At 41.0% G+C, this 26,938-nt stretch carries 24 protein-coding genes and 1 riboswitch; of the genes, 12 read left to right on the forward strand and 12 right to left on the reverse strand.

What is annotated here, in order from left to right:
- Window positions 1–16: 16 nt before the first annotated feature.
- Window positions 17–370 (reverse strand): hypothetical protein, encoded by a 354-nt coding sequence (locus Q8G36_RS01725; protein WP_305158671.1) that lies wholly within the window; start codon window positions 368–370, stop codon window positions 17–19.
- A 183-nt stretch (window positions 371–553) separates the two neighbouring features.
- Between Q8G36_RS01725 and nagZ the strand changes: the two genes are divergently transcribed.
- Together nagZ and Q8G36_RS01735 are read left to right on the forward strand one after the other, a co-directional pair.
- Entirely contained in the window at window positions 554–1,789 is a 1,236-nt protein-coding gene (gene nagZ / locus Q8G36_RS01730) for a beta-N-acetylhexosaminidase (protein WP_305158672.1), read from the forward strand.
- A gap of 92 nt (window positions 1,790–1,881) precedes the next feature.
- A complete protein-coding gene (locus Q8G36_RS01735; RefSeq protein ID WP_305158673.1) occupies window positions 1,882–2,070 on the forward strand; it encodes a hypothetical protein in 189 nt (62 codons plus the stop codon).
- 480 nt (window positions 2,071–2,550) lie between these two features.
- Here Q8G36_RS01735 and Q8G36_RS01740 read toward each other — a convergent pair whose 3' ends face one another.
- Together Q8G36_RS01740 and Q8G36_RS01745 are read right to left on the reverse strand one after the other, a co-directional pair.
- Entirely contained in the window at window positions 2,551–2,952 is a 402-nt protein-coding gene (locus Q8G36_RS01740) for an SET domain-containing protein (protein WP_192206858.1), read from the reverse strand.
- 294 nt (window positions 2,953–3,246) lie between these two features.
- A complete protein-coding gene (locus Q8G36_RS01745) occupies window positions 3,247–4,872 on the reverse strand; it encodes a M4 family metallopeptidase (protein WP_305158674.1) in 1,626 nt (541 codons plus the stop codon).
- Between the two features lie 443 nt (window positions 4,873–5,315).
- Here Q8G36_RS01745 and Q8G36_RS01750 point away from each other — a divergent pair, with 443 nt between their 5' ends.
- From Q8G36_RS01750 to Q8G36_RS01760, 3 genes are all read left to right on the forward strand, one after another.
- On the forward strand, window positions 5,316–6,797 hold the full coding sequence (locus Q8G36_RS01750; RefSeq protein WP_305158675.1) for an amino acid permease: 1,482 nt from the start codon (window positions 5,316–5,318) through the stop codon (window positions 6,795–6,797).
- Window positions 6,798–7,040: 243 nt separating this feature from the next.
- Window positions 7,041–8,141 carry a CaiB/BaiF CoA transferase family protein gene (locus Q8G36_RS01755; protein ID WP_305158676.1) on the forward strand — a complete coding sequence of 367 codons (1,101 nt, stop codon included), beginning with the start codon at window positions 7,041–7,043 and terminating at the stop codon, window positions 8,139–8,141.
- 284 nt (window positions 8,142–8,425) lie between these two features.
- Entirely contained in the window at window positions 8,426–8,950 is a 525-nt protein-coding gene (locus Q8G36_RS01760; RefSeq protein ID WP_305158677.1) for a hypothetical protein, read from the forward strand.
- 113 nt (window positions 8,951–9,063) lie between these two features.
- Here Q8G36_RS01760 and Q8G36_RS01765 read toward each other — a convergent pair whose 3' ends face one another.
- Window positions 9,064–9,225: a hypothetical protein gene (locus Q8G36_RS01765; protein WP_370694006.1), complete on the reverse strand. Its 162-nt coding sequence runs from the start codon at window positions 9,223–9,225 to the stop codon at window positions 9,064–9,066.
- 28 nt (window positions 9,226–9,253) lie between these two features.
- Window positions 9,254–10,357, reverse strand: a complete 1,104-nt coding sequence (locus tag Q8G36_RS01770) for a 5-methyltetrahydropteroyltriglutamate--homocysteine S-methyltransferase (RefSeq protein ID WP_305158678.1) — start codon at window positions 10,355–10,357, stop codon at window positions 9,254–9,256.
- An 82-nt stretch (window positions 10,358–10,439) separates the two neighbouring features.
- Window positions 10,440–10,541, reverse strand: a riboswitch (SAM riboswitch).
- Between the two features lie 175 nt (window positions 10,542–10,716).
- Here Q8G36_RS01770 and Q8G36_RS01775 point away from each other — a divergent pair.
- The 4 genes from Q8G36_RS01775 (at window position 10,717) to glpK (ending at window position 14,411) form a co-directional block, all read left to right on the forward strand.
- Window positions 10,717–11,136 (forward strand): hypothetical protein, encoded by a 420-nt coding sequence (locus Q8G36_RS01775; protein ID WP_305158679.1) that lies wholly within the window; start codon window positions 10,717–10,719, stop codon window positions 11,134–11,136.
- A gap of 170 nt (window positions 11,137–11,306) precedes the next feature.
- Entirely contained in the window at window positions 11,307–11,849 is a 543-nt protein-coding gene (locus Q8G36_RS01780) for a glycerol-3-phosphate responsive antiterminator (protein ID WP_076368048.1), read from the forward strand.
- Window positions 11,850–12,074: 225 nt separating this feature from the next.
- On the forward strand, window positions 12,075–12,899 hold the full coding sequence (locus Q8G36_RS01785) for an MIP/aquaporin family protein (protein ID WP_305158680.1): 825 nt from the start codon (window positions 12,075–12,077) through the stop codon (window positions 12,897–12,899).
- Window positions 12,900–12,920: 21 nt separating this feature from the next.
- Complete coding sequence (glpK, locus tag Q8G36_RS01790) at window positions 12,921–14,411, forward strand: glycerol kinase GlpK (protein WP_305158681.1); 1,491 nt, start codon at window positions 12,921–12,923, stop codon at window positions 14,409–14,411.
- 160 nt (window positions 14,412–14,571) lie between these two features.
- On the opposite strand, the gene Q8G36_RS01795 is transcribed toward glpK, so the two are convergent.
- On the reverse strand, window positions 14,572–14,838 hold the full coding sequence (locus Q8G36_RS01795) for a hypothetical protein (protein ID WP_305158682.1): 267 nt from the start codon (window positions 14,836–14,838) through the stop codon (window positions 14,572–14,574).
- A gap of 58 nt (window positions 14,839–14,896) precedes the next feature.
- On the opposite strand from Q8G36_RS01795, the gene Q8G36_RS01800 reads away from it, so the two are divergent.
- Complete coding sequence (locus Q8G36_RS01800; protein WP_305158683.1) at window positions 14,897–16,549, forward strand: glycerol-3-phosphate dehydrogenase/oxidase; 1,653 nt, start codon at window positions 14,897–14,899, stop codon at window positions 16,547–16,549.
- A gap of 201 nt (window positions 16,550–16,750) precedes the next feature.
- Window positions 16,751–18,205, forward strand: coding sequence for an alanine/glycine:cation symporter family protein (locus tag Q8G36_RS01805; protein WP_305158684.1), 1,455 nt, complete (start codon window positions 16,751–16,753; stop codon window positions 18,203–18,205).
- A 186-nt stretch (window positions 18,206–18,391) separates the two neighbouring features.
- On the opposite strand, the gene Q8G36_RS01810 is transcribed toward Q8G36_RS01805, so the two are convergent.
- Window positions 18,392–19,828, reverse strand: coding sequence for a 4-hydroxyphenylacetate 3-hydroxylase family protein (locus Q8G36_RS01810; protein WP_305158685.1), 1,437 nt, complete (start codon window positions 19,826–19,828; stop codon window positions 18,392–18,394).
- 116 nt (window positions 19,829–19,944) lie between these two features.
- Window positions 19,945–20,460, reverse strand: a complete 516-nt coding sequence (locus Q8G36_RS01815) for a cysteine dioxygenase (RefSeq protein ID WP_305158686.1) — start codon at window positions 20,458–20,460, stop codon at window positions 19,945–19,947.
- A 262-nt stretch (window positions 20,461–20,722) separates the two neighbouring features.
- Here Q8G36_RS01815 and Q8G36_RS01820 point away from each other — a divergent pair, with 262 nt between their 5' ends.
- Window positions 20,723–21,142, forward strand: coding sequence for an RrF2 family transcriptional regulator (locus Q8G36_RS01820; RefSeq protein ID WP_305158687.1), 420 nt, complete (start codon window positions 20,723–20,725; stop codon window positions 21,140–21,142).
- Between the two features lie 186 nt (window positions 21,143–21,328).
- On the opposite strand, the gene Q8G36_RS01825 is transcribed toward Q8G36_RS01820, so the two are convergent.
- The 4 genes from Q8G36_RS01825 to Q8G36_RS01840 form a co-directional block, all read right to left on the reverse strand.
- The gene (locus Q8G36_RS01825; RefSeq protein WP_305158688.1) at window positions 21,329–22,549 is read right to left on the reverse strand and encodes a PucR family transcriptional regulator; all 1,221 of its coding nucleotides are present in this window, start codon (window positions 22,547–22,549) and stop codon (window positions 21,329–21,331) included.
- A 144-nt stretch (window positions 22,550–22,693) separates the two neighbouring features.
- Entirely contained in the window at window positions 22,694–24,160 is a 1,467-nt protein-coding gene (putP, locus tag Q8G36_RS01830) for a sodium/proline symporter PutP (protein WP_305158689.1), read from the reverse strand.
- A gap of 163 nt (window positions 24,161–24,323) precedes the next feature.
- Window positions 24,324–25,865 carry an L-glutamate gamma-semialdehyde dehydrogenase gene (gene pruA / locus Q8G36_RS01835; RefSeq protein WP_305158690.1) on the reverse strand — a complete coding sequence of 514 codons (1,542 nt, stop codon included), beginning with the start codon at window positions 25,863–25,865 and terminating at the stop codon, window positions 24,324–24,326.
- A 57-nt stretch (window positions 25,866–25,922) separates the two neighbouring features.
- Entirely contained in the window at window positions 25,923–26,840 is a 918-nt protein-coding gene (locus tag Q8G36_RS01840; protein WP_305158691.1) for a proline dehydrogenase, read from the reverse strand.
- Window positions 26,841–26,938 lie beyond the last annotated feature (98 nt).

The following is a 26,938-nucleotide window of genomic DNA, read 5'->3' on the forward strand; positions in this document are numbered from 1 at the left end:
TATTTTTGTACCAGAGTCATTCGGATAAAAGGGTTTTAGGAAATCTAATGGGCGTGGGCAAGCTGGATTTATCTCGATATGACCTGTAAGACACAATCGTATGATTATGCGCTTGAACATCCAACTGGAGAACCTGTGAGCTTTTCATTTCCAAATAGTACGTAACGTCTTCTTTTTGTAAATGATAAAAAGAAAAAGGTATCCCTAAAAGGTTTTTACTGATTAGTTTTGTTTCAGGCTGATTGATGATGTGCTCACTCAATTCCGCTATCGTAACAGAAGTTGTTCCTGTAATGGCTGTTATTTTTTCTTTTGCATAATCGACTGCATGACTGAAGGTGACGGCAATATTCTTCAAAATTCCGTTCATGGGGGCATCTCCTTTTCATTAGGCTATGTATGTAGTATGGTACATGGCTAATGCTTTATGCAAAAAAAATCGGCAATGATGATATAGAATTGTCACTTTATGAACATGATTAAGAAGTGTGCAACGAAATCAATAAAAGGGCAATCAAGGAAGGACAGAGAAAATGTCAATGAAGGTCAAAGCATGAAGAATAAAAAAATATATATGGGCCTGCTTTTCATCGCAATCCTCGTTTTTTCAGTAGTGTTCATTCAGTTGAATTTGGATGTGAATTCCAGAGCGGAAAAAGGGAAAGACGCCGATGCGGATAGCCATGAGAAAGTAGAAAAATTGCTAAAAAAAATGACGCTTGAAGAAAAAATCGGACAGCTTATGATGGTCGGTTTCAAGGGAACTGAAAAGAGCAGTGAAATTACGGAGCTTATCGAACAAAAACATATAGGAGGCGTCATTTATTTTGACCGCAATATGAAATCACCTAAACAAGTGGCTAGATTATCCAATTCGCTACAGCAAACGGCCGATCAAAGTACACATTCGCTTCCGTTGATGGTGGCCATCGATCAGGAAGGCGGGGACATCATCAGGATGAAGGAAAGGGTATCGCCCCTCCCTGCGCAACAGGATCTTGGAAAAAATGCCTCTACTGAAGACATGTACAAGGTGGCCAAATTGAATGGGACAGAACTGGGCTCCATGGGGATTAACATTAATTTCGCCCCTGTACTTGATCTATCGAAAACGGATAAGCGGTCATTGGGGCAAGATCCGGAAAAGGTCTATCAATACGGAAAGAAAGCCATTGAAGGCTTGAACGATGTATCGATAACTGGTGCATTGAAGCACTTTCCTGGAAACGGACGCAGCGAAATCGATCCGCATGTCGAAACATCTTCCGTGGAGGCAAACCAACTTGATCTGGAAAATTCGGATATTTATCCTTTCAAGCAAATCATAAGTGAAATGGATAACCAAAAGTTTTTCGTGATGGTGACCCACATTAAATATCCAGCCTATGATAAAGAAAAACCTGCAAGCCTTTCTAAAGTCATCATAGAAGACCTGCTTCGGGGGAAACTTAAATATGAAGGACTTGTCGTTACCGACGATTTGGAAATGGGTGCTGTGAACAAGTATTTCTCCTATGAAGAGATGGGGAAGCAGGCAATCCTTGCAGGAGCTGATATATTACTTGTCTGTCATGAATATTCCCATGAGCTTGAGGTATATAACGGATTACTGCGAGCAGTAAAAGCAGGGGAAGTTCCAATGGATAGAATTAACGAGTCAGTGAAAAGAGTGCTGACATATAAACTTTACAATATGAAGCACACGAAAGCTGACCCGGATCAAGCTGAAAAAGTAGTGAAAAACCCTGAAAGCATAAAGTATATCGAAAGCCTGAGCGAGGATAAATAAAAACGAAACCGCCATCTCAAAAGGGATGCTTTTGTTTAAATCAGCTGATAGAGGGAATACTATCTATGACTAACTTGAAGGAGGAAACTAACATGCCATCAAACAAAATGCTTGGAACCGTCCTGATAGGAGCTGCCGCATTTTTAATGCGCAATAAGAAGACCCGTGAAAAAACAATGAGTCAAATAAGATCCCTAGCCACTCCAGAAACCATTGATAAGGTTAAGAGCCAATTCCAATCAATAACCAAAACAAAATCAAGTAACCCAACCGTACGTTAAGGTGAAATAACCCCATTAATTTATTAGACAAATTAGAGAAGAACCAGTTTATCTTCAATTTTTTTTCAAAAAAGTCCCCGCTGATTGAAGAAATCCGCTCCCTTTCCGCCGACTGTCTGCCAAGCCTCCTCGACGCAAGCGTCTGTGGGGTCTCGTCTAGCCAGTTATTCAGCAGGAGTGTCGCAAATTTCTTCAATCTAGAGAGAGTTCCATTCGTATAATCAACAGATAATCAAGTTTTCTTTTAAAATCATGGTTCGGGGTGCGAGCATTCCGAAATCAAATTGACCCCATTAAATTTTTCTTAATGGGGCTTTTTTATTGCTTAATATTCTCTTAGTAAACAACTAAAACGATTTAAAATCACCGTGAAATCTTCAAGCCGGTGAAAGGAAAAATGAAAAGCACTCGTTTCTTTTGAAGACCGTGGACAGGTTTTCAAAAGTACAAGTGCTTTCATGAATGATCAATGATCCATGATCATTCAGCTTCATCTTCACCGTCATCTTCTTTATTGAACCAAAGCGGATCCTCATTATCGACTTCACCATTATAATTAATCAGGATTTCTTCTCCTGCTTTTATGTCGGTGTAAGCAAAGAAATCAAACGTATGATTCTTGAAGTTTATGTCATACGTAGCGTTTGGTGTATAAGAATGATTAAAAAGCATGCCATAACCTAAAAGCATGGCAGTATGGTTAATACCATATTCAAACGCATAATCAGCCAGCAATGTCTTCTCTATGAAAACATGCTCCTCGTTTGGATATGCAATGACAGGTGCCTCATGCAAAAGCTCACCTTTTTTAATATCTCGTGTTGCGAATACGCCTCTATTGAACTCACCATCACTGAGTGTGGAAGTTTTAACTTCAATCATGTTCGTCACCTACTTGTTCTATTCAATATAGTCCAGATCATCTAAGCTTGACAGTTAATAAGGAGAAAAGCAACTATTTTACGGAATTAATCATTTTTAGCAAACGACAAGATTGTTTTTATTGACGCTCTACCTGTACCGTAGGACGGAATTCTTCACATGAAGGCCGAAAAAAGGTAACGAACGGCTGAAATAATCGGGATAGCCCCGTTTGTTTATCCATTACAATATATAAGAAAAAACACCTCCGCTAGAAGTGAAGCTAGGGAGGTGTCTGTCATATAGGCAAATCTCTTAATTAACACCGACAGCTGTAAAGGCATTTTTGACTGCTGTGACTTCTGCACTGCTTAACCCGTATAAATCAGAGGCAGCTTGTATGACTGCCGCTCTGGCTTGTGAAAAAGTCGACGAGGAAGTTAGATAAGTTGTGTTTGCCCGATAAAAGATGGTTCCCAGTTTATCAATGCCGATCCCGGATACACTCACGCCATGGTGAGTTCCGCCTGCAGAGATTAAATAAGCTGCTTTATTAATGATTCCGCTGTTTGTGTGGACTCCGCCGTTATCACCCGTTCCCGTATAACGGTTCGAATAATGGTCAGGGTCACCATTCAATGTAGGGTTAGCCATTGAGCGGAGTGCATCACCGGAAATGTTAGGTGTGTAAATATCTTCTCCGACCAAATAATCGGCTTTGGCACTTTGATTCTTAAATTCTACAACGGTGCCAAAAATATCAGATATCGCTTCATTCAATGCACCGGATTCATTTTGATAGGTAAGGTTCGATTCACTGGAAGTCACGGCATGCGTCAGTTCATGTGCAACGACATCGAGACCGCCGGACAATGGGATGAATGTCGTGCCATCTCCATCACCGTAAACCATTTGTCTGCCATCCCAGAAAGCATTATTGTATCTTGAGCCAAAGTGAACGGTTGATTTCAGGATGGTTCCATTTCCATCATAAGAGTTCCGTCCAAATGTGGTTTTGTAATAATCATAGGTTTTACCCGCATAATAATGGGCATCCACCGCAGCTTTATCGGTAGAAGTAGTAAAAGCATTTGTTGTGTTGGAAAAGAGTATACCAGGCAATCTTGAACGGTTATTGGCATTATAAGTGTAGATGCCTTTGCCGCGTGTATTGTCTTGTAAATAGTATCGGCCGTTGGATAAGGTAGTGTTCAGCGACACGGTATTGTTTAAGACGCCGGTCCCCGTTCCGACGGAATTGGTCCCCGTCACTTCATCTAGTGCATTATATTTATTCAGGATTTTACCCGTTTTGACTGAAATGAAATAATTATGATTTCCAGGTTCCGGACTTAAGAATTTCAAATTGACTTTGTATACATAATCGGCCTTGCCTTCATTTGCGTATACATATAGGTCAGATTCAGGTGATTGTTCGTAGGCGGGAGTGAACCCAAGATCCGCTTCCGCTATTTTGATAGCTTCGGATTTACTGATGCCTTTTTTAGCCTTTTTCCCTAATTTCGTGTTTAGGTTGGCTTCAACCGTACCGGACACGACCGACAATACACCTTTAGCGTCAATCAATACTGCTTGTGTGGAATTCCATACAGGTACGCCTTTATAGGTTTGTTGCAATTTAAGGACGGTATTGCCTAGTTCATCCTTGCTTTCTTTCTGGATCGTGAAGGAGTCTTTCGCCTTTTGCTTTTCTAGCTTGTAAGACTTTTTGTTTTCATCAAAAAAGGTAAGAATGATATCTTCTGCCGTTTGCTTTGAGGGGTCCGTAAGCTTCCCAGACTTGTATTCTAGCGAATCCTTATGCTTATTGTACTTTTCAACACTTAACACATTTTTTGCCGCTAAAGCTTCTTGATGGGGAATAGCAGAAAATAATAGACCGATGGATAGTGCAGTTCCTAGAAATACCTTACCTTTCATAACCTTCAACTCCTTCATGAGAATACCTCATTTTTACATCGTTTCATATTATTATCAAATAGAGAAAACTCGCAAAAAATATGACATTTTAAGGAATAAAATGGAGAATAATGGATTTTATTAGAAATATTCTTTGAATAATATTCTTTTAGTAATATTTGGAATGTATTTAAATTGAACCAAATGAATAAAAGTGCAAAAAAGCATGGCGTAATGTGCAAAAAAACGTGGCGTAATGTGCAAAAAAAATCGTCTATTGAAGGCGTTTTTGTTGATAATTTGTTGAAAATTGCGTTTTGTAAATCTGGCATGAAAATTGCATATATTCAGAAAAGGGATTCGGATTGTAAATTGGATCTATTTGAAAGTCTATGAAATAGGAAAATTTATTAAATGGATTTCCCCATATATGAAAGTGCTTATATAGAAAGGGATGAAAATTTATGATACCAAAACAAGAAAATGACATCTTGCATCCTCCACAGCAAGAAGAACAAGAATTAAAGCGCGGTTTAAAATCCCGTCATTTAACGATGATTTCCATTGGCGGGGCTATTGGCACCGGGCTGTTCCTTAGCAGCGGGGCAGCCATTCATACAGCTGGGCCAGGCGGCGCATTACTTGCATATGCTTTAGTTGGGGCAATGGTGTACTTTGTGATGACGAGCTTAGGTGAATTGGCAGCCTTTATGCCGACAAGCGGCTCTTTCAGTACCTATGGATCGAAATTCGTCGATCCGGCATTTGGCTTTGCCTTGGGGTGGACGTATTGGTTCAATTGGTCGATGACGATAGCGGCAGAGTTGGCAGCCTCGACAATGATCATGAAATTCTGGTTTCCGAATAGTCCATCATTGTTATGGAGTTCATCATTCTTGGTGCTCATTTTCCTATTGAACTATTTATCCGTTAAAGGATATGGTGAAGGGGAATACTGGTTTTCCTTCATAAAAGTAACAGCCATCGTTATTTTTATAATCGTCGGGCTGCTAATGATTGTCGGCATTATGGGCGGCGAAGCAGTAGGTTTTAAAAACTTCACCGTCGATGACGCTCCTTTCCCGGGTGGGTTCATGGGTGTCTTCATCGTGTTCATAGCGGCTGGCTTTTCTTTTCAAGGTACTGAAATTGTCGGCGTTGCTGCCGGGGAAAGTGAAGATCCTGCGCGGAATATACCGAAGGCCATTAAAAGTGTCTTCTGGAGAATCTTGCTCTTTTACGTATTGGCAATCTTTGTAATTGGACTGCTTATCCCTTATACGAACTCAAGTTTACAAGGTGATAACGTCATGGTAAGCCCTTTCACGCTCATTTTTGAAAAGGCAGGAGTGGCCTTTGCCGCTTCGCTTATGAATGCCGTCATTTTAACAGCAGTATTATCAGCAGGTAACTCCAGTCTATATGCATCTACGCGTATGTTATATTCAATGGCAAAAGATGGACAAGCACCTCGTATTTTTGCAAAACTAAATAAACGCGGAGTACCGGTTGCAGGTATGGTTTTAACATGTTCCATCGGCATGCTAGCCTTTTTAGCCTCCATATTCGGTGATGGTAAAGTGTATATTTGGTTAATGAATGCCATTGGAATTACAGGATTTATCTTTTGGCTGGGCATTTCCATCAGCCATTACCGTTTCCGGAAAGCATTCATCGCTCAAGGCCATTCATTGGAGAAGCTGCCATATAAGGCATTATGGTTCCCGATAGGTCCGATCTTTGCCATATTAATTGGCATGATCGTCATCCTGTCCCAAAATATCCAAGCCTTTTTCTCAGACCAAGTCGATTGGGGCAGTGTAATAGCTGCATACCTGGGAATCCCGCTTTTCCTTGGTCTATGGTTCGGCTATAAACTGGTAAGAAAGACTAAATTCGTTAAACTTGATGAAGTCGAATTTGACTTTGACAAAAAATATGAATGAGCAAGCTTAAAGTAAAATCAGCCGGACAATGTAGTTTTACATTGTCCGGCTTTTCCTTGTTTTCTATAGGCTCATTATCAAAAGCTAGGAAGTTGATTCCTAGCTTTTGATTTTTATTAAATGGAAATTTATACAAATATTATGGGGGGTGTTATATGATAATCGTAAACTCTGCTAAATTGCATGTACAGAACGACGGGAAAGCTTTTAATATTTCCAATGGAAAGGGAAGGTGCACGGCTGATGACCTTATTGACTCATTTAAAAGTATTGGACTTTTCAACGTTACTGCCAGGGCCATTTGCCACTTTGATGCTAGCGGATTTAGGAGCGGACGTTTTGAAGGTAGAGAGGCCGGGAGCAAAGGATTCATGGGGTGTGAACCAATATCTTAACAGATCGAAGAAGTCGGTCACACTCGATTTAAAACAATCTGAGTCCATCGAATCCGTAAAAAACCTAGTGAAGGAGTACGATATCGTCATTGAACAATTCCGTCCAGGTGTCATGGAACGCCTAGGGTTGGGGTATGAGGCATTAAAATGGATCAATCCGAAGTTGATTTACTGTTCCATCACGGGCTTCGGTCAAACCGGTCCCTATAAAGACCGACCGGGACATGATATCAATTATATTTCGATTGCAGGCTTATCAGGCTATTCCGGTACGAAGAAGGGCGGCCCGGCAAAAAACGGAACCCAAATAGCAGATCTTGCGGGAGGCTCACTGCATGCTGTTATCGGTATATTATCTGCAGTCATTCACAGGGAAAGAACGGGAGAAGGCCAAGCCATCGACATCAGCATGACCGACTGCAGTTTTGCCTTGAATGCCATATCCGCACCTCTGAATTTACAAGGGGGCCTCGAGCTTGAACCAGAGAAACTGATGTTGAACGGAGGGTCCTTTTATGACTTTTACGAAACGAAAGATGGACGCTATTTTTCGGTAGGAAGCCTTGAGCCCCCTTTTCGAAAAGCATTATGTGAAGCGATCGGTGCACCCGAATTATATGAACTGAGCATGAAAAGCGATGAAGAAAGCGGAATCAGGTTTAAAACGGCCATCCAACTGGCTTTCATTGAAAGAGATTTTCATGAATGGCAGGAAATATTCGCTGATTTCGAGGCCTGCGCAGAACCAGTGCTAACCTTCACTGAAGCGGCCGAACACCCCCAATTGAAGGAAAGGGGAATGATCGTCGAGGTACCTGATGGAAAAGGAAATGCCCAGAAGCAAATCGCCTGCCCGATCAAAACATCGGTTTTCACCCCTGAATATAAACATGCAGGTTTGAGGCCAGGACAAAATAACGCAGAAATTCTTCGCACCCCCAATCGCTAAATAAAGATGTAAAGGCTATCACTTTTCCGAATTTTTTTGGAAGGAGGTAGCCTGTTTTTTTGAAGGCCGGAAAAAGCAGGATGAAGGACGAAATAATTGGTGGAAGGTCGAATAAAGTTGGAAATAACCCAAATTAAGCAGAAGGAGAATAAATTATCCTCTTATCACTTGTGGAAAGCAACATATTACTACTGTGAAAATTTACTAGTTATAACTAGTGTGGGCAGGGTATCAGAGTAGCATCCTTGTAAGAAAATTGCTCTGGTAAGGAGGGTTAGTTAAACATGTTTGGTCTCTCTGATATCATTAAATTTCTATTTTCCTTTTTTTTGATCATGCCTATCGTTACGCTGATACATTTGAGCGGGCATATTTTCTTTGTTACGATCTTTGGGGGATCAGAAAAGAAAATCTTGATCGGTTGTGGTAATAAACTTTTTGCCTTTCGGAACATAGAGGTGAGGAAATATTATTTTTGGAATGGAACTTGCGAGTTCAAGGGATTGAAACATGATAATCGATTGACGAATACGCTGATATATTTAGGGGGGGCTATCTTCAATTTAGTCAGCATGCTGATCATATATAGCTTAGTGTATCAGAATATCCTGGACAGCTCGGTAATCTGGTATCAATTTATCTATTTTTCTTTCTATATTATGTTTTTCTCCTTGTTTCCGATGTATTTCTCGGACGGATCGCCTAGTGATGGGAAGGCTGCGGAATTGGCCTTAAGGAACAAGCTGGAAGATAGGGTGACGGATGATATATATGTGAAGAAAATGGATGATGATGATAGCTGCAAGTAAAAAGGGGACGTGCTGTTGGCCGTTCTTTTTTTGTTTGCTTTCAGCTTAAAGGTTTTATCATAAGGCTAATATATAGCCTTATGATAAATGTTTTTTACACTTTAAATGGCGGTCTAAGATTTTATGGACTCAGCTATTTTACTGTTTTGCGATGAACATGAAAGGACCAGAACAATGACCATGTCAATGGCAACACCTGTTGCAGCGATCCAGGTTATGGAAGCAAGAGAGACTTGTTCGACAATTACACCGCCAATTCCAGCACCGGCAGCCATAATGATTAATAAAGTCTCCGCAAAAAAATCATTCCCATACTTCTTTTGCTACATCAACGACAAATTTCAGCTTTTCCCATTGCTGTTCTTCGGTTAGCTTGTTGCCGTGATGGGTGGAGGCGAAACCGCATTGAGGGCTTAAGCATAATTGTTCGAGAGGAACGAAGTGGGAGGCTTCTTTAATGCGTGCCTTAACAGCTTCCTTGTTTTCGATTTCTCCATTTTTTGAAGTGACGACACCCAGTACGACCCTTGCACCGCCATTTGGAATGTATTCCAATGGTTTGAAACCCCCTGAGCGTTGATCGTCATATTCCAAGAAGAATCCATCCACTTTTTCTTTTGCCAATAATGTTGGGGCGATACGGGCATAGCTTCCTTCAAACGCCCATGTCGACTGGTAGTTTCCACGACATAGATGTGTAGTGACGACAAGGTCTTCTGGTTTGCCTTCCAATGCGCCATTAATTACGCGAAGTGCTAGATCAATTAATTGTTCCCTCGTATATTTTCCATCTTTGAACTGGAAATCTGGAGCTGAAAGTCTGGCAATATATACATCATCCAATTGAAGATAACGCACACCTGCTTCATAAAATGCTTTCAAAGCATGCTGATAGGCTTTGATGATATCATTTGCATAGTCTTCAATATCAGGGTAGATGTCTTCATTATGAATGCCTGCAGCAAATAATTGATTCGGACTGGGAATGGTTTGCTTGGCCAAGGCACGTCCGTTCACGATTTTGTTCAATTCAATGAAATCACGAATGAAGGGATGTTCAGGATTAAATGAAATCTTCCCGGTATTGCGAACGTTATATCTCTCTGTTTCCACACCATCGAATGTGAGACCTTTTTCAGTCACATATCCCTCGATGCCATTTAAATGCTCGAGGAAGTCAAAGTGCCACCATGTTCGTCTGAACTCACCGTCCGTAACGACCTCTAATCCAACTTCAATTTGTTTATCGACAATCCGATTGATTTCTTCGGTTTCAACTTCACGAAGCCGCTCTGCTGAAATGGTACCTTCCTTAAATTGCTTTCTTGCAGTATGTAAACGTTCTGGTCTTAATAAACTTCCGACGTGGTCGGCCCTGAATGGTGCTTTCGTTAATGTGATTGACATGTTGCATTCCTTCTTTCCTTTTAAAAATAAAAAACCTCTTCTTAAAAATAAGAAGAGGTGTTGGCAACAAAGCTATATACTCTTCTTATCTTCAAGTTTTTACACTTCTGGAATTAGCACAGTACATGAATAGTCTGTTGCTGAGGCATCAAAGGGCCAGTCCCTCCACCTCTCTGGATAAGAGTTGTCTATTAAATTAATTATGACTATACAGGTAGTTTTTACAAAGGTCAAGCATTGAAGGTGGAAGATTCCGAATATACCGATTATTGATTCAGGCTGAAATGTTAACGGCATCAGGGAACCCGGCATATGCTATAACCGACGTTTCATATGCATGGCAGGAGGGGAAAGCGAGGATGAGTCCATTCAATAATGGCATACCGATAACGGTAACTGAAGCTATGATAGAGAGTATCATAAAAATGAAATCATATGGTCAGGATATTAAAGTCGAGATTACGCCAAAGCATATCGTCCTTTCCGGAATGATGGAAGTGAAAAAAATGATGTTTAAGAAAAACGTAGCTTTCCGGATTACATTAAGACCGGTTCACGTCGAAAATAGAACAATTTCATTTGAATTAGTGGAAATGGAACCAATTGACAGGAATTTCATTAACCAAAGGATATTTAACAGACCGCCATTTTTTGAATTTGAAAATAGAACGATCAAAATGAATGTTCATGCTTGGAACATTGTGAGAAAAATTCCGGTGGGCACAATTAAATCGTATGAACTCGTCGAAGGTGCATTGAAAATGAAACTTTCTTTATGATTTAAGGGGTATTTTCCATACTTCCTTAGCCGCAATCTATAAAGTGTGTGCCAGGTATGATAGTGTTATGGTGACATTGGCCATAAAAAATGTGTTTGATAAATCAAGCTCTTTAAAATATACTAAATGACTTGAAGTTTTGAGTTTTTCTGGGAATGAGGAGGATAATGATGGATCAGAAGATTTTGCCTGCTTCAGCAAGCATGAAGGATTTCGAAAGATTTTTAGAAAGTTCCTATGAAATAGGTGTGTTTCTTGATTTGCATATATCACAATTGAAAAATGTAAGTATGATGGCAAAGCAGCATAATAAGAAAATGATTTATCATGTCGATTTGATCCATGGCATAAAAAGTGATGAATACGCGACAGAATTCATTTGTCAGGAATATAATCCCTATGGGCTGATTTCGACTAAATCAAGCGTTATATTGAAAGCGAAGCAAAAGGGGGTCATTGCCATCCAACGAATCTTTTTAATAGACTCACATGCGCTTGAGAAAAGTTATAAGCTGGTGCAGAAAACCAAGCCGGATTATATCGAAGTATTGCCGGGCGCTATGCCATGGATGATAAAAGAAGTGAAGGAACGATTGCAGACACCAATTTTTGCGGGCGGCCTCATACGTACTTCGGATGAAGTCCTGAACGCCCTTGATGCTGGAGCGTCGTCAATCACCACTTCCAAAACTGAATTATGGGATATCGTCTAATAGGGACGAATTGAAAAAAATTACAGAAAAATGGATTAATTTTTCATGAAATATTGACAGCGTTTTCATAACCTAGTATATTTTACAGTACAAGTTAATATATGTGACGGAGACTAGGAGATTCACAACAGATCTATTCATAATTTTTTATGAAGATAGTTCTGCTGTGGATCTCCTTTTATTTGTTGGCAAGGTTTAAAAATTTATCAGGGGAGGGGTTTTATCATGACTCCATTTTGGGGAGAAGTGTTAGGCACGATGATATTAGTTTTATTCGGAGCAGGTATTGGGGCGGGTTCATCCTTAAAGGGTTCCTATGCAAAAGATGCCGGTTGGATCGTTATCACGATTGCGTGGGGGTTGGCTGTTACCATGGGTGTTTTTGCAGTGGGGTCCATAAGCGGGGCGCATTTAAACCCGGCAGTCACAGTAGGGTTTGCCATTATTGGAGAATTTCCTTGGAGTGATGTGCCCGGTTACATCGTTGCCCAAATGATTGGCGCAATCCTGGGTGCAACTCTAGTATTCCTGCACTATTTGCCACACTGGAAAGCAACTGATGATCCAGGAGCGAAGCTTGGTGTGTTTGCGACTTCACCTGCGATCCCGCACACTTTTTCAAATCTATTAAGTGAGATGATTGGAACTTTCATCCTTATTCTTGGTTTATTATTTATAGGTGCCAATGATTTTACAGAGGGTCTAAACCCATTTGCAGTCGGGTTATTGATTGTTGTGATCGGGATGTCACTTGGGGGAACGACAGGATACGCCATAAACCCGGCCCGGGACCTGGGGCCACGCATCGCTCACTTTTTGCTGCCGATACCGGGTAAAGGCAATTCCAATTGGGGCTATTCATGGATTCCGGTCGTTGGACCGATTGTTGGGGGTTCACTTGGTGCCGTTTGTTATAAAGCATTCTTTATGGGGGAAATAACAGCAGGATTTTGGTCTGTTTTCGGTGCAAGCCTGGTACTATTGATATTAGCCTATGCTTTTGGTAAAAAACAGTCACATGAATTGGAAAGCAGAAATATCGCCAGTTAATTAAAAGGAGGGGCATACACAATGGAAAAATACATTTTATCATTAGATCAAGGAACAACAAGTTCGCGCGCGATTTTATTTAACGAAAAGGGGGAAATCGTCCATTCCTCCCAAAAGGAATTCACGCAGCATTTCCCTAAACCAGGCTGGGTCGAGCATAACGCCAATGAAATTTGGGGATCGATCTTGGCGGTGATTGCCGGTGTACTATCTGAATCCGGTGTAAAGCCAGAGCAAATTGCCGGTATCGGGATCACTAATCAGCGTGAAACGGCAGTCGTTTGGGATAAGGAAACAGGTACCCCTGTCTATAATGCGATTGTATGGCAGTCCAGGCAAACAAGTGAAATCTGTGATGATTTGAAGGAAAAGGGACTTAATGATCTATTCCGGGATAAAACGGGATTGTTGATAGATGCATATTTTTCCGGAACGAAAGTGAAATGGATCCTCGATAATGTGGAAGGGGCACGACAAAAGGCGGATGAAGGCAAGCTGTTATTCGGTACCATCGATACTTGGCTGATCTGGAAGCTATCAGGAGGCAAGGCTCATGTAACGGACTATTCCAATGCATCCCGGACATTGATGTACAATATCCATGAATTGAAATGGGATGAAGAACTGCTCGAGATATTGACTGTGCCAAAGTCGATGCTGCCTGAAGTAAGACCTTCCTCTGAAGAGTATGCACGTACGATCGAATATCATTTCTTCGGCCAATCAATTCCGATCGCCGGAGCAGCCGGTGATCAGCAGGCAGCATTATTCGGCCAAGCCTGCTTTAATGAAGGAATGGCTAAAAATACGTATGGAACAGGCTGTTTCATGCTCATGAATACAGGCGAAAAGGCTGTAAGTTCCGAACACGGGCTATTGACGACCCTTGCTTGGGGATTGAATGGGAAGGTCGAATATGCACTGGAAGGCAGTATATTCGTAGCTGGCTCCGCCATCCAATGGCTGCGCGATGGTCTGCGGATGCTTCATGATGCCAAGGACAGCGAAGCCTATGCAAAACGGGTGGAAAGTACGGATGGAGTATATGTAGTACCGGCTTTTGTTGGACTTGGAACTCCATATTGGGACAGCGAAGTGCGGGGAGCCGTTTTTGGTTTGACGCGCGGCACATCCAAAGAACATTTCATTCGTGCCACTCTTGAATCACTGGCGTATCAAACGAAGGATGTCCTTGATGCCATGGAGGCGGATTCAGGAATCGAGCTGCAGACATTAAGAGTGGATGGAGGGGCAGTCAAGAATGACTTCTTAATGCAATTCCAAAGCGATTTATTACAAGTGCCTGTCGAGAGGCCGACCATAAACGAAACTACAGCATTAGGTGCCGCATACTTAGCTGGACTTGCTGTCGGGTATTGGAAGGATCAAGAAGAAATCTCCCGGCAATGGGCAGTGGACAAAACCTTTAAACCATCCATGGAAGAGCAAGAAAGTGGAAAATTATACGAGGGCTGGAAAAAAGCTGTACATGCCGCTATGGCGTTTAAATAAAAAACAGATGTATTCTTTCTCAAATGAGCTGGAGTATGCTATAATGAAATCAAGTTAATAACTCGGCCGGAGAACAGGAGAGACCATGAATGCGTTATCGTTAATTCGATAATGTGCATTTATGGTCTCTTTTTTTGTTTTTAATGGCCGATTAGGGATATTAATATCTATATAAACTATGCGAACAAATGAACCAATTGAATATAATGACCGAACTCACGAGTAAATTGTGTGAATTCACGAGTAAAAGTGCAGAATTCACGAGTAAACAGTGTGAATTCACGAGTAAAAGTGCAAAATTCACGAGTATACGTGTGAATTCACGAGTAAACGCAGAATTCACGAGTAAACAGCGATAATTCACGAGTAAAAGTGCAAAATTCACGAGTAAACAGCGATAATTCACGAGTAAATAGCACGAATTCACGAGTAAACGCTGAATTCACGAAAAAAATAGAATGCAATAATTAAAGGAGGAGTCAGGCATGAGGTTTTCAAATATATATCGGGAAGAAACGGTTGAACTTCTGAAAAAAGAGAAATATGATGTGGTTGTCATTGGTGGGGGAATTACCGGTGCAGGGATCGCCCTGGATGCAACGACCCGTGGAATGAAAGTGGCTTTGATTGAAATGCAGGACTTTGCAGCAGGTACTTCAAGCCGCTCGACAAAGCTTGTTCATGGCGGATTGCGGTATTTGAAGCAATTTGAAATAAAAATGGTTGCCGAGGTTGGTAAAGAGCGAGAAATCGTTTATGAAAATGGACCGCATGTGACCACGCCGGAATGGATGTTGTTACCGATGCACAAAGGAGGCACCTTCGGGAAATTCAGTACCTCCATTGGACTTCGTGTATATGATTTCCTTGCGGGTGTTAAAAAGGCTGAACGCAGGAAAATGCTTTCGGCGGATGAAACACTAAAACGGGAGCCTCTCGTTAAGAAAGAGGGACTGAAGGGCGGAGGCTACTATGTCGAATATCGGACAGATGATGCTCGTCTGACGATTGAAGTCATGAAGGCAGCTGTCGAAAAAGGTGCAACGGCGATAAATTATACAAAAGTAGATAAATTGTTATATGAAAATGGAAAGGTGAACGGCGTCAAAGTTGCCGATTTACTTTCAGGTGATGCTTTTGAAATATACGCAGACAAAGTTATTAATGCAGCAGGTCCGTGGGTGGATTCGATTCGTGAGAAGGACCAATCGAAAAAAGGGAAAACGCTGAAGTTATCCAAGGGTGTCCATGTTGTCATCGACCAATCGAAGTTCCCTTTGAAGCAGGCGCTTTATTTTGATACGCCTGATGGCCGGATGATTTTTGCCATCCCGAGAGCCGGTAAAGCTTATGTAGGGACTACGGACACTTTTTATGATGGTGATCCAGCAGTGCCGACCGTTACTTCCGAAGACCGTGCCTATTTATTAAAGTCCATACATTATATGTTTCCGGAAGTGAAAATTTCGGATGATGATATCGAATCAAGCTGGGCTGGAGTAAGACCGTTGATTCTTGAAGAAGGAAAAGACCCTTCTGAAATATCGAGGAAAGATGAAATATGGGAGTCCGATTCGGGCCTTATCACGATTGCAGGAGGTAAATTGACCGGTTATCGCAAAATGGCAAAAACGACGGTCGACCTTGTGTCAGGAAAGCTTGCCCAGCAATCCAATAAAACTTACCCAGCCAGCACCACTAAAGGAATGCCGATTTCCGGAGGGGATGTCGGGGGATCAAGCAACTTCTCCGATTATATCAAGCAACATATTCAAAGGGGAGTTGACTCAGGACTCGCTGTTAAGGACTCCGAAGAGATATTGGCCATGTACGGTTCCAACGCACCTGTGTTATTCGATATCGCAAATAGCGAAGGAGACGGAGGAGCAAGCAGTGGCCTTCCAAAGAAATTGTTCGTACAGCTGAAATACGCACTAGATCATGAAATGGCCGCAACGCCAGTGGATTTCTTCTTCCGCAGGACCGGGACACTGTTATTCGATATCGATTTAGTCCAAACGCATAAACATGCAGTGATCGATTTTATGGCTGGTTACTTTGGATGGACGGAATCAACAAAAATGGAGAGAACCAATCAATTGGAACAGGAAATACTAGGTGCGATTAGCGTAGCTTGACCTATATTCAAACACATGACGCCGGCGGAATCGCTGGCGTTTTTTTTTTGAATTCGGAATGTGAGTATTGGGGCATTTGCATATGAAAAAATAAAAATATTAATGTTAGGTATCCTGACGCGTAAACTATTGTTTAATTCATCCAGATGAAATATAATCATTAGATAAATTAGAATTTTCAAAATATAAGGGGGAGCTTGATTGTCTGATTTTATTACGGCTTTAAATGGAGTTTTATGGAGTTCACCAGTCATTTATATTTTATTGGGAGTGGGTTTATTATTCTCGATTTTAACCCGGTTTCTGCAAGTAAGGCATATTAAGGAAATGGTTGTTTTGATGTTCCAAGGCAAAAGTTCGGAAGCGGGGGTTTCCTCATTCCAGGCTTTATCCATAGCCCTTTCAGGGCGGGTCGGTACAGGTAACATTGCAGGAGTGGCGACGGCTATCGCCTTTGGCGGTCCCGGTGCCGTTTTCTGGATGTGGGCCATCGCCTTCATAGGAGCGGCCAGTGCATTTGTGGAATCAACTTTAGCTCAAATTTATAAAGTCAAACAAGATGGACAATATCGGGGAGGCCCCGCTTATTATATTGAGAAAGGGATAGGGTGGAAGTGGTTTGCTGTTCTTTTTGCATTTGCAGCCCTTATAGCCATGGCCATCCTTATGCCAGGTGTTCAATCCAATTCGATTGCTGCCGGGGTGGAAAATGCATTCGGCATCAAACCGGTTTTCACTGGTTTGGCAATCGTCCTTTTATTGGGTTTCATTATATTCGGCGGTGTAAAGCGGATAGCTAATGCTGCAACCTTAATCGTCCCATTCATGGCTCTTGGTTATATATTGCTATCCGTTGTCATCGTCCTAATGAATATCACTGAATTACCAGGAGTCATCTCTTTGATATTCAGAAGTGCCTTCGGGATGGATTCTGCATTTGGGGGGATCATTGGCATGGCAATTGCTTGGGGAGTGAAACGCGGCGTTTATTCGAATGAGGCCGGCCAAGGGACAGGCGCTCACCCGGCGGCTGCGGCTGAAGTATCACATCCGGCAAAGCAAGGACTTGTCCAAGCATTCTCGGTTTATATCGACACATTGTTCGTTTGTTCCGCTACGGCCTTCATGATTTTATTTACAGGCATGTATAATACACAAGCGGAAAATGGTTCATATATTGTCAATAATTTGGGCGATGTATCACCTGGTCCAGGGTATACACAAGCGGCAATCGATAATGTAATCCCAGGTTTTGGTGCTGGATTTGTTGCAATAGCCCTTTTCTTCTTCGCCTTTACGACGATCATGGCCTACTATTATATTGCTGAAACCAATATCGCCTATTTAATGCGCAACCGGAATGGTAAATGGGCCATGTTCGCCCTGAAGCTCATCATCCTTGCGGCCAGTTTTTACGGATCCGTGCGTACGGCAGAGTTGGCCTGGGCATTAGGGGATGCTGGCTTGGGCATTATGGTATGGCTCAATGTCATTGCCATTTTAATTCTGGCTAAACCGGCGCTTATTGCATTAAAGGATTACGAAAAGCAAAAGAAGGCAGGGGTCGATCCGGTATTCGATCCTAAAGCTTTAGGCATAAAAAACGCCGACTTTTGGGAGCATGAATACACCGGCGACAAGGAAAATGTTTCTTGAAGGAAAATGCCATTAAATTAATTTAATAAACGAAATTATAAACCTTTAGATAATAGGTGAAACATGTAAAAGGAGAGAGGAATACGGCAGACTAGCCGCGTTTCTTCTCTCCTTATCTTATTGAATTTCCCTAACTCAAAAACCGCGTGTGGGTATGAATGTATAGCTGCTCAGCTGTCATCAAATCTATGAATGATCTAAATACTTTTCTAACATTTGTTTAAATCTTTTTTTATCATAATTATTATACTGATTAGCTATATTACGCATTGGATCTCCTGCGTAAAAACGTTCATATAATTCATGCCTCGATCCTAAAGGGCTTCCGACAAGATCCCACGCTAATTTAAATAGTTTTGTTCTCTTTTCTGCTTCTAGATTCGCTCCTTTAAAATATTTTTTCAGCAAATCTGATAAGGGACTTTGAAAATCCTGTACACTTGAGGGGATTTGAATGAATCCTCCTGCTCCTATGAGTTGTAAGAGCTCTATGGCACGGGGATAATATTTGGTCCCGAGGTTTCTGGCTGTTTCAATAAACGTAAAATTTGGGATGAACGTTTGATATTGATCTAGCTTTCCTTCCCTTTCTGAAGCTATCAATAAAGCTCTGATCGTCTCGATTTGGATTAGTAGTTCTCCTATTTTTTCTTGAACATGCAGATAGACATCGGCCCCTATTGCTTCAGCAACTTCACAAGCTATAGCCGTAACGAATTCCAGCTTTGTTAATAATCGAACAATTGCTTGATGATATGCTAAGCCATTTGATGCGGAATTTAATTTAATTTGTAACAAAGCATCTGGGTTGTCGTACAGTAATACACGTTCCCAAGGGACGAATACATTATCAAAAATTAATAAAGCATCCATCTCGTCGTACCTTGAACTTAGAGGGGAATCTACTGTTTTGATTTGATTTGCAGTAAAGGGTTCCCGACAAACCATATGCAATCCAGGAGAGTTGGCCGCAACGATAAGCATGTGAGCTATGGACTTTTCTTCTTTCAGATTTGCGAGGGGATAAACGATTAAATCATTCGAATATGGTGCTGCGGTACCAATCATTTTGGCTCCGCTTAAGAAAACACCATCACTCGTCTTTTTGGTAATTCTTAATAATCCTAGATCATTTATATCTTTGAAAGATTGATTGGCACGATTAATTTGGGGATCTCGTTGGACGACACTTAAAAAAAGATTCTTATCTCTTGCTTCTTCATAATAAGCTTTAATTTTATTGGGAAAGTGTTCATCAAACTTTTTATAGTCCTCTCGCGATGCATACCATCCTGTTAATCTTGATCTTGCATAGTCTGATAAACGGCTCATAACACCATCTGTTGTTTGACTCCAAGTTTCAAAAGCTACCCTCCTCTGCAGTAAATCTTCATAAGAGTGTGGAACTAAAAAGGCTGAATGGACGAACTTTTTCGTTTTGGGGCTAGGATAGCTTACCAAGTTTCTCTTTTGCGGATGATCAATCATATTAAATAAATCGGAAATCGTACTTAATGTACCAATGAAGTTCTCATCGGTTGTGACATCAATTTTTGTTCCATTTAACCAAACACTTCTTCCGTCTTGCAAGCTTTGGATAAATTGATTGCTTTGCGAATTCATAGCATCCTCCTGTGAAACTATGGGAATTTTTTTTGCTTGTGAGAATGACATTCCTATATCTATTAGATTAATTAATACGCTCATATATTTGGGTAATGATGAATCTGGGGATTGTTTCATGGGGAAGGATAAATTGTTCCGCCTTTTAATGGTGGAGTGTAAATATGAAATGTAATAACAGGTGAAGTGGTTGGATTATACATCATGTGGATGGTATCTTCTTTAACAAGGAGGATTTCATTTTGCGAAAACTCCTCGATTTGATCATAAATAGGATAAGATTCTTTGTCTTCTAATTTATATAATATGTTTAGAAAATCTCCAGCCACTACAAAAATACATCCAATAGACAATCCATGATCATGGATAAAAGTTTTGGCCATACTAGGCAAATGAATAACAATTACTTCTACATTTTCGGATCTGTAAATAACATTTCTTCCGTATTCTAAATCCTTCGGTTCAGTAACATACTTAGAAACTTCATTAAAACTTAGATTTAAAGATTGAACGGCTTGGACTAAATTAACTTCATTATATGAGGATAAGTTATCGAAAGTGCATTTGATAGACTCTAAAAAATCCATTCTTCCTGTCTCCTTACAAATAAGATCTCGTTCATTTTTTTCCAATGCTTGTCCCCTTTTATGAAGGGGGCATGTTTTTCTTTATTTTCCTTCTGTTAAATGAAATCCGAAATCTTTACTCCTTTCTTTTAATGATTAAATTGATTCCGAACTAACATGATTAAATTTGTCGACTTTCTGAAATATAGTATGAATAAATTATATGGATGTGCATTACCAAGAATGAAATAGACAAAATTTCCACGTATATAATCTTCAATCATAAAATAGCTTGATATAAAGGGTATTGGCAGGGAGTGATCATCATATGAAGATTTCAAGTAAGGGGGAATATGCATTAAGAGCTTTGATAGCTTTAGCAAAGAACGAAGGGGGACTCATGCAGATAAAAGATATTGCGAATGAGACATTAGTGTCTCCCCAATATCTGGAGCAAATTCTATTACATTTAAAAAGTCATGGTTATGTTAAAAGTAAAAGGGGAGTCCACGGAGGGTATACCTTAAAGGAATTACCTAATAAAATTATCATTGGAAGCGTAATTCGGGACTTAGAAGGACCTCTTGCTCCTATGAGCTGTGTAAGCGTTACAGCATATGAATATTGTCCCCTTGAAGATAAAAACTGTTTATTAAAACCTCTTTGGGCACTGATTAGAGATCAAGTGGCAGAATTGCTGGATCATACCTCTTTGAAAGATCTTTTGGAAGGTAACTTGTATAAATAGTAACCGATTTCTACTAAACATAATAAATGGATCTTTCCATAAGATTATATAAAAACTTAAACTTGATATGGTAAAAGCGTTAAAGAAGTACAACAATGTAAAAGGAGAGAGGAATACGGCAGACTAGCCGCGTTTCTTCTCTCCTTAGCTTATTGAATCTCCCGAACTCAAAAACCGGGACGCTCTTTAAGATCTCTGTTTTATAAGCTGTAAATCGATGTATAGTTGCATTCTCGAATGAAAGTCATCAAAATCGATTGAGGTGAGATCGGTTATTTGATTCAATCTATATTTCAATGTGTTGGTATGAATGTATAGCTGCTCAGCTGTCGGTTTGATCCGGCAATTGTTCAACAGATATATTTCCAATGTTTGAAGGAGTTTCGTCTGGCTTTCCTGGTCCTTCTTTTGAAGAGTCTGTAAATCCATATTGATATAATTCGTTTTAGTATGATGATTGGAGATCATTTCGAGGTAACGGAAAATCCCAAGCTTGCTATATTGGAAAGGAAGCTGTTCAGGTTTACCGATGAACTTCGCTGCATTGATTACTTCCAGGGCTTCGAGGTAGGATTTTCTTAATTGAAGAATCGAAGAATATTCATTTCCGATTCCAGGGAATACCTTTTTGTCATTGAATTGGGAAAGAACCGTGTTCGTTAAATCATTGGCGCTATCGGTAAGCAGGTCTTTCCCTTTTCCGTTGCTGCCAATCAAGACGATGATCTTCAATTGGTTTGTGAATACATGGGTAAAATGATTCAATGCATTGGCGAATAGACTGACTGTATCCGCTAATTCATCGAAATGTTCCGCATCGGATTGAGCGATGGTAAAGACATTGACAAGGAAAGTTTCCGGAATGAGAAGACTCATATTGGCGGCTTCCCATTTTATTTGGTTTTCTGTTTGATAGACTTCGTCAATGACCTTTTGATAAAACTCATTTTTTTCTTCATCTTTTTTTATGTTTATCTGTTTTTTCTGATAAAGGAGCTTGCCGATATGATGGGAAACTTCATGTAAAAATTCCAAGTCGGAATCAGGCATCTCTTCCGTTTCTTGGACCCAAATGAATCCGAAGACCTGTCCTTTGTGAACGGCGCTAACAACGACTCTTTGATTTAATCCGATTTCCTCGATTTGTTTCACCCTAAATGGATGCTGCACCGTTTTAAGCTGTTCGACAATGCCCTCATCCATGAATTTCTCCAAGATTGGAATCGGCCAATGCTTCGTGAAGATGGTTTGCCGATTGGCTTGGTCGAAGTGATCGATATAATATGAACTATATGACAGCAATAAAAATTGGTCATTTTCGATGACGACTGGTTTCTTTAAAAAAGTGCTGACCATATCCGTTATATCGTTGATGTTTGTGAGAGTCAGGATTTTTTCTAATGACATATATGGCCCCCTGTTATTTTTTGAAGTATATGACAACTTAGTTTAATAATACTTTTAAACGGATGATGTGTATAGGGGGAAGAAGAACAAAGAAGGAACGGTATATGAAAAAAATTTCATATACCGTTCCTTTTAGGTGATTTATTATTGTTTTAACGTTCTTTCGAATTCCTCGAATTTCTCTTCTACTTCTTTTGATGGTTTTGCTGTAAGAAGACTGACCACGATGATGGCAACCAAGCTAGCGCCAAAACCAGGGATCATTTCATAAAGCGTATCGGATAATCCGGCCATGGACCAGAAAATGACAGTAGCGGCACCAACGACCATTCCTGCTAATGCACCCCATCTTGTCATGCGTTTCCAGCATAGGCTTAGTAAGACCAATGGACCGAATGAAGAACCGAATCCAGCCCAAGCATACCCGACAAGTCCAAGAATCGTGTCATTCTGCTCCCAAGAGAGAATAAGCGCGATGATGGATATGATCAGTACAGAAAGTCTGCCTAAGAAGACAAGCTCTTTATCTGAAGCGGAACGACGGAAGAAGGTTTTGTATATATCCTCGGTTAAAGAGCTGGCTGTAACCAACAACTGCGAAGAAATCGTGCTCATGACGGCTGCCAGTATTGCTGAAATCAAGAAACCAGTAATGAATGGGTGGAATAGTATTTCCCCTAACTCTATGAAAATCGTTTCAGGATCATCTAACTTCAGGTTGTTCTGAGAAAAATAGGTGATTCCGATAAATCCAGTCAGCATGGCACCGATACTGGAGAAAATCATCCAGCCCATCCCGATATTACGGGCTTTCTTGATTTCCTTAACAGAACTGATCGCCATAAAGCGGACGATGATATGGGGTTGTCCGAAGTACCCCAGTCCCCATGCAAACAATGAGATGATTCCTAAAAAGCTCGTCCCTGTGAAAATATTCAATAGAGCTGGATCAATGGAACGTGGCGTGTCGATCGAAGGACCGAAGCCGCCCACATGGATAAGCGTGACGATCGGTACAAGAACCAAGGCTACGACCATGATGATTCCTTGAACAAAGTCTGTCCAGCTTACTGCCAGGAATCCGCCGAATAAAGTATAGGCGACGACGACACCTGTCAAGATCCATAGACCTGAGTGGTAATCAAGGCCAAATGTACTTTGGAATAAGACTCCGCCGGATACCATTCCGGAAGAAACGTAAAAGGTAAAGAATATCAGGATAACCAAAGCCGAAATGAGCCTTAAGATCCGTGAGCCCTCGCCAAAACGATTTTCCAGGAAAGCGGGGATTGTAATGGAGTTATTGGCGACTTCCGTATAGGTCCTTAATCTTGGTGCAACATACAGCCAATTCGCATAGGCTCCTAACGTGAGACCGATTACGATCCAGATGGAACTTAGTCCTGTTGCGAACATGGCACCAGGCATACCCATTAAAAGCCAACCGCTCATATCGGCAGCACCGGCGCTTAATGCAGTGACAGCAGGACCAAGGCCCCGGTCGCCCAGCATATAATCATTTAAATTGGAAGTTCTTTTGTAAGCGAAGTAACCAATCAAAAGCATGCCAGCCATGTAAATGCTGATTGAAATTATTAATGCGTAATCCATAAAAGACTCCCTTCAGGGTTGAATTTTTTTATTGTTTTAAAAGAGGAAGCAACCTATTTGTCACTTCCTCCATTAAACCTCATTTTGGTTTTCGTATCCAGAATGGAAGATACGAAAACCATAGGGATTTCAAATCATTTTCAAATTGCTTGATCGAACTTTATCAGTACGTTTCTGATGTTGTTTTGGCTTGCATATGAAGCTGCAAGTAGTCCGGTCCGCCTGCTTTGGAATCGGTTCCTGACATGTTGAACCCGCCGAATGGCTGATAGCCTACGATTGCACCAGTACAGCCGCGGTTGAAATACAAGTTCCCCACATGGAATTCTTCGCGTGCTTTTTCCATGTTAAGGCGATTTGTCGTAATGACAGCCCCAGTCAAACCATATTCAGTGTTATTGGCAATCTCAAGAGCTTCGTTAAAGTCCTTCGCTTTTGTGAAGGCAACGACTGGTCCGAAGATTTCTTCTTGCATCAAGCGGGCTTGCGGATCGACATCAGCAACGATTGTCGGTTGAACGAAGTAGCCTTTAGAGCTATCTCCTTCTCCTCCAGTCATAATGCGTCCTTCTTGGTTCCCGATTTCAATATAGCTCATGATTTTGTCAAAAGCAGCTTGATCGATAACTGGTCCCATGAAATGATTTTCTACAGGATTACCAACTGTAAGTTGTTTTGTTAATTCAACAGCGCGATCTAAAACTTGATCGTATACATCTTCTACGATGACAGCACGGGAACAAGCAGAACATTTTTGTCCCGAGAAGCCAAATGCAGATTTCACGATCGATTGAGCGGCCAATTCAAGATCTGCCTCTTTGTCGACGACGATCGTATCTTTTCCGCCCATTTCAGCAATGACACGCTTCAGCCAAATTTGGCCTTCGTTCACTTCTGAAGCACGTTTGTAAATGCGCAGACCTACATCACGTGAACCTGTGAAGGAAATGAAACGTGTTTTTGGATGATCAACCAGATAGTCGCCCACTTCGGCTCCGCTTCCTGGAACGAAATTCAACACACCTGCTGGAAGGCCGGCTTCAAGCATCACTTCAACGAATTTCGCAGCAACGATAGGAGTAGTCGAAGCTGGTTTCAATAGGATCGTGTTACCAGTAACGATAGCGGCAACAGCTGTACCTGCCATGATGGCAAATGGGAAGTTCCAAGGAGAAATGATGATGCCTACCCCTAATGGAATGTAATCATAGCGGTTAAATTCTCCCGGACGGCTTTGAACAGGCACACCATCTTTAAGCGTCAGCATTTGACGGGCATAGAATTCAAGGAAATCGATCGCTTCCGCTGTATCCGCATCAGCCTCATTCCAAGGTTTTCCCGCTTCTTTCGTCAATAACGCAGAGAATTCATGCTTGCGTCTGCGAATGATGGCAGCCGCTTTGAACAAAACGTCAGCACGGATTTCCGGCTTCACTTTTTTCCAGCTTGCAAAAGCGGCAACAGCTTCCTGCATGGCTTTTTCAGCAAGATCCCTGTTCGCTTTCGATACTCGGCCGATGACCTCTTGCTTATCTGCAGGGTTATATGAAACGATTTTCTCATCAGTCGTCACTTTCTCTGCCCCGATATAAAGAGGGTAGTCTTGCCCTAAGTAGCCCTCAACAGTTTGAAGTGCTTCCTGATATGCTTTTTTGTTTTCCTCGTTTGTAAAATCAACAAATGGTTCGTGTTTATATGAAATCATTGATAATCACACCTTTTAATAGATTTTTTGTAGCAATTAATAATGTTGAATGTATATTTAGCTTCTGACCATCCCTTTGAAGGCAAAGGCAATATTGGATGGCCTTTCTGCAAGCCTTCTCATGAAGTATCCATACCAATCCAGACCATATGGTACATAGACGCGCATTTTGTAACCTTGCTTGACCAACTCGTATTGAGTTTTGTTTCTCATGCCATATAGCATTTGAAACTCAAATTGTGTATTTGGGATGTCAAACTTCTTAGCCAGCTCTTTTGTATATTCGATGATTTTGTCATCATGTGAGGCAATGGCCGTATAATTTCCGTTAAGAAGACTTTGCTTGATCAACTTTTTATAGTTTTCATCTACATCATTCTTTTCGGGAAAAGCCACCTCGGGAGATTCCTTGTAGGCACCCTTTACGAGACGCAGGAATGGCTTATATTGGGCAAGGTCCTCCAAATCTTTCTCTGTGCGGAATAAATATGCTTGTAGAACAGTACTTATGCAGCTGTATTTTTCTTTGAACTGTCTAAAAATATCGATTGTCGCCTGACAGCGAACTTCATCTTCCATATCAATCGTGACCATGACTTTATGTTTTTCAGCTGTATCAAGAATTTTCGTCATATTCTCAATCACGAGTTTATGATCGATATCAAGTCCCAAAGAAGTCATCTTCAGAGAAACCTGTGAATCAAGTTTTTCCCTGCTGATCATTTCGATGGTTTCGATGCATTCTGCCGTCCGTTCCTGAGTCACTTCCTTAGAATCAACGAATTCCCCAAGATGGTCAACTGTAACCGACAAGCCGCTATTATTAAGTTGTTTAATGAATTTAATGGAACTTTGGAAATCAGTTCCCCCAATGATCTTTCCAGCAGCAAAACTTCCTCCGCTTTTTTTAGCAATATTATTAAGCAGATTATTTTTAGATAAAAATAGGAAAAAGTCCCTTGTAATGGCTTCCATATAAAGCGCACCCCCTAAGAAGATGTATTTCAATAAATTAAGCTTACGATTTTTCGACAATATTCTCAATGTTCTAAAAAAACAATAATAATACCTTG

Origin of the sequence: Peribacillus frigoritolerans (genome assembly GCF_030676415.1) — a bacterium.
Lineage (GTDB): Bacteria > Bacillota > Bacilli > Bacillales > DSM-1321 > Peribacillus > Peribacillus frigoritolerans_A.

Coding starts and splice junctions, on each gene's coding strand:
- Q8G36_RS01725 (WP_305158671.1), bottom strand. CDS start 370: ATGAACGGAATTTTGAAGAATATTGCCGTCACCTTCAGTCATGCAGTC.
- nagZ (WP_305158672.1), top strand. CDS start 554: ATGAAGAATAAAAAAATATATATGGGCCTGCTTTTCATCGCAATCCTC.
- Q8G36_RS01735 (WP_305158673.1), top strand. CDS start 1,882: ATGCCATCAAACAAAATGCTTGGAACCGTCCTGATAGGAGCTGCCGCA.
- Q8G36_RS01740 (WP_192206858.1), bottom strand. CDS start 2,952: ATGATTGAAGTTAAAACTTCCACACTCAGTGATGGTGAGTTCAATAGA.
- Q8G36_RS01745 (WP_305158674.1), bottom strand. CDS start 4,872: ATGAAAGGTAAGGTATTTCTAGGAACTGCACTATCCATCGGTCTATTA.
- Q8G36_RS01750 (WP_305158675.1), top strand. CDS start 5,316: ATGATACCAAAACAAGAAAATGACATCTTGCATCCTCCACAGCAAGAA.
- Q8G36_RS01755 (WP_305158676.1), top strand. CDS start 7,041: ATGACCTTATTGACTCATTTAAAAGTATTGGACTTTTCAACGTTACTG.
- Q8G36_RS01760 (WP_305158677.1), top strand. CDS start 8,426: ATGTTTGGTCTCTCTGATATCATTAAATTTCTATTTTCCTTTTTTTTG.
- Q8G36_RS01765 (WP_370694006.1), bottom strand. CDS start 9,225: ATGGCTGCCGGTGCTGGAATTGGCGGTGTAATTGTCGAACAAGTCTCT.
- Q8G36_RS01770 (WP_305158678.1), bottom strand. CDS start 10,357: ATGTCAATCACATTAACGAAAGCACCATTCAGGGCCGACCACGTCGGA.
- Q8G36_RS01775 (WP_305158679.1), top strand. CDS start 10,717: ATGAGTCCATTCAATAATGGCATACCGATAACGGTAACTGAAGCTATG.
- Q8G36_RS01780 (WP_076368048.1), top strand. CDS start 11,307: ATGGATCAGAAGATTTTGCCTGCTTCAGCAAGCATGAAGGATTTCGAA.
- Q8G36_RS01785 (WP_305158680.1), top strand. CDS start 12,075: ATGACTCCATTTTGGGGAGAAGTGTTAGGCACGATGATATTAGTTTTA.
- glpK (WP_305158681.1), top strand. CDS start 12,921: ATGGAAAAATACATTTTATCATTAGATCAAGGAACAACAAGTTCGCGC.
- Q8G36_RS01800 (WP_305158683.1), top strand. CDS start 14,897: ATGAGGTTTTCAAATATATATCGGGAAGAAACGGTTGAACTTCTGAAA.
- Q8G36_RS01810 (WP_305158685.1), bottom strand. CDS start 19,828: ATGAATTCGCAAAGCAATCAATTTATCCAAAGCTTGCAAGACGGAAGA.
- Q8G36_RS01820 (WP_305158687.1), top strand. CDS start 20,723: ATGAAGATTTCAAGTAAGGGGGAATATGCATTAAGAGCTTTGATAGCT.
- Q8G36_RS01825 (WP_305158688.1), bottom strand. CDS start 22,549: ATGTCATTAGAAAAAATCCTGACTCTCACAAACATCAACGATATAACG.
- putP (WP_305158689.1), bottom strand. CDS start 24,160: ATGGATTACGCATTAATAATTTCAATCAGCATTTACATGGCTGGCATG.
- pruA (WP_305158690.1), bottom strand. CDS start 25,865: ATGATTTCATATAAACACGAACCATTTGTTGATTTTACAAACGAGGAA.
- Q8G36_RS01840 (WP_305158691.1), bottom strand. CDS start 26,840: ATGGAAGCCATTACAAGGGACTTTTTCCTATTTTTATCTAAAAATAAT.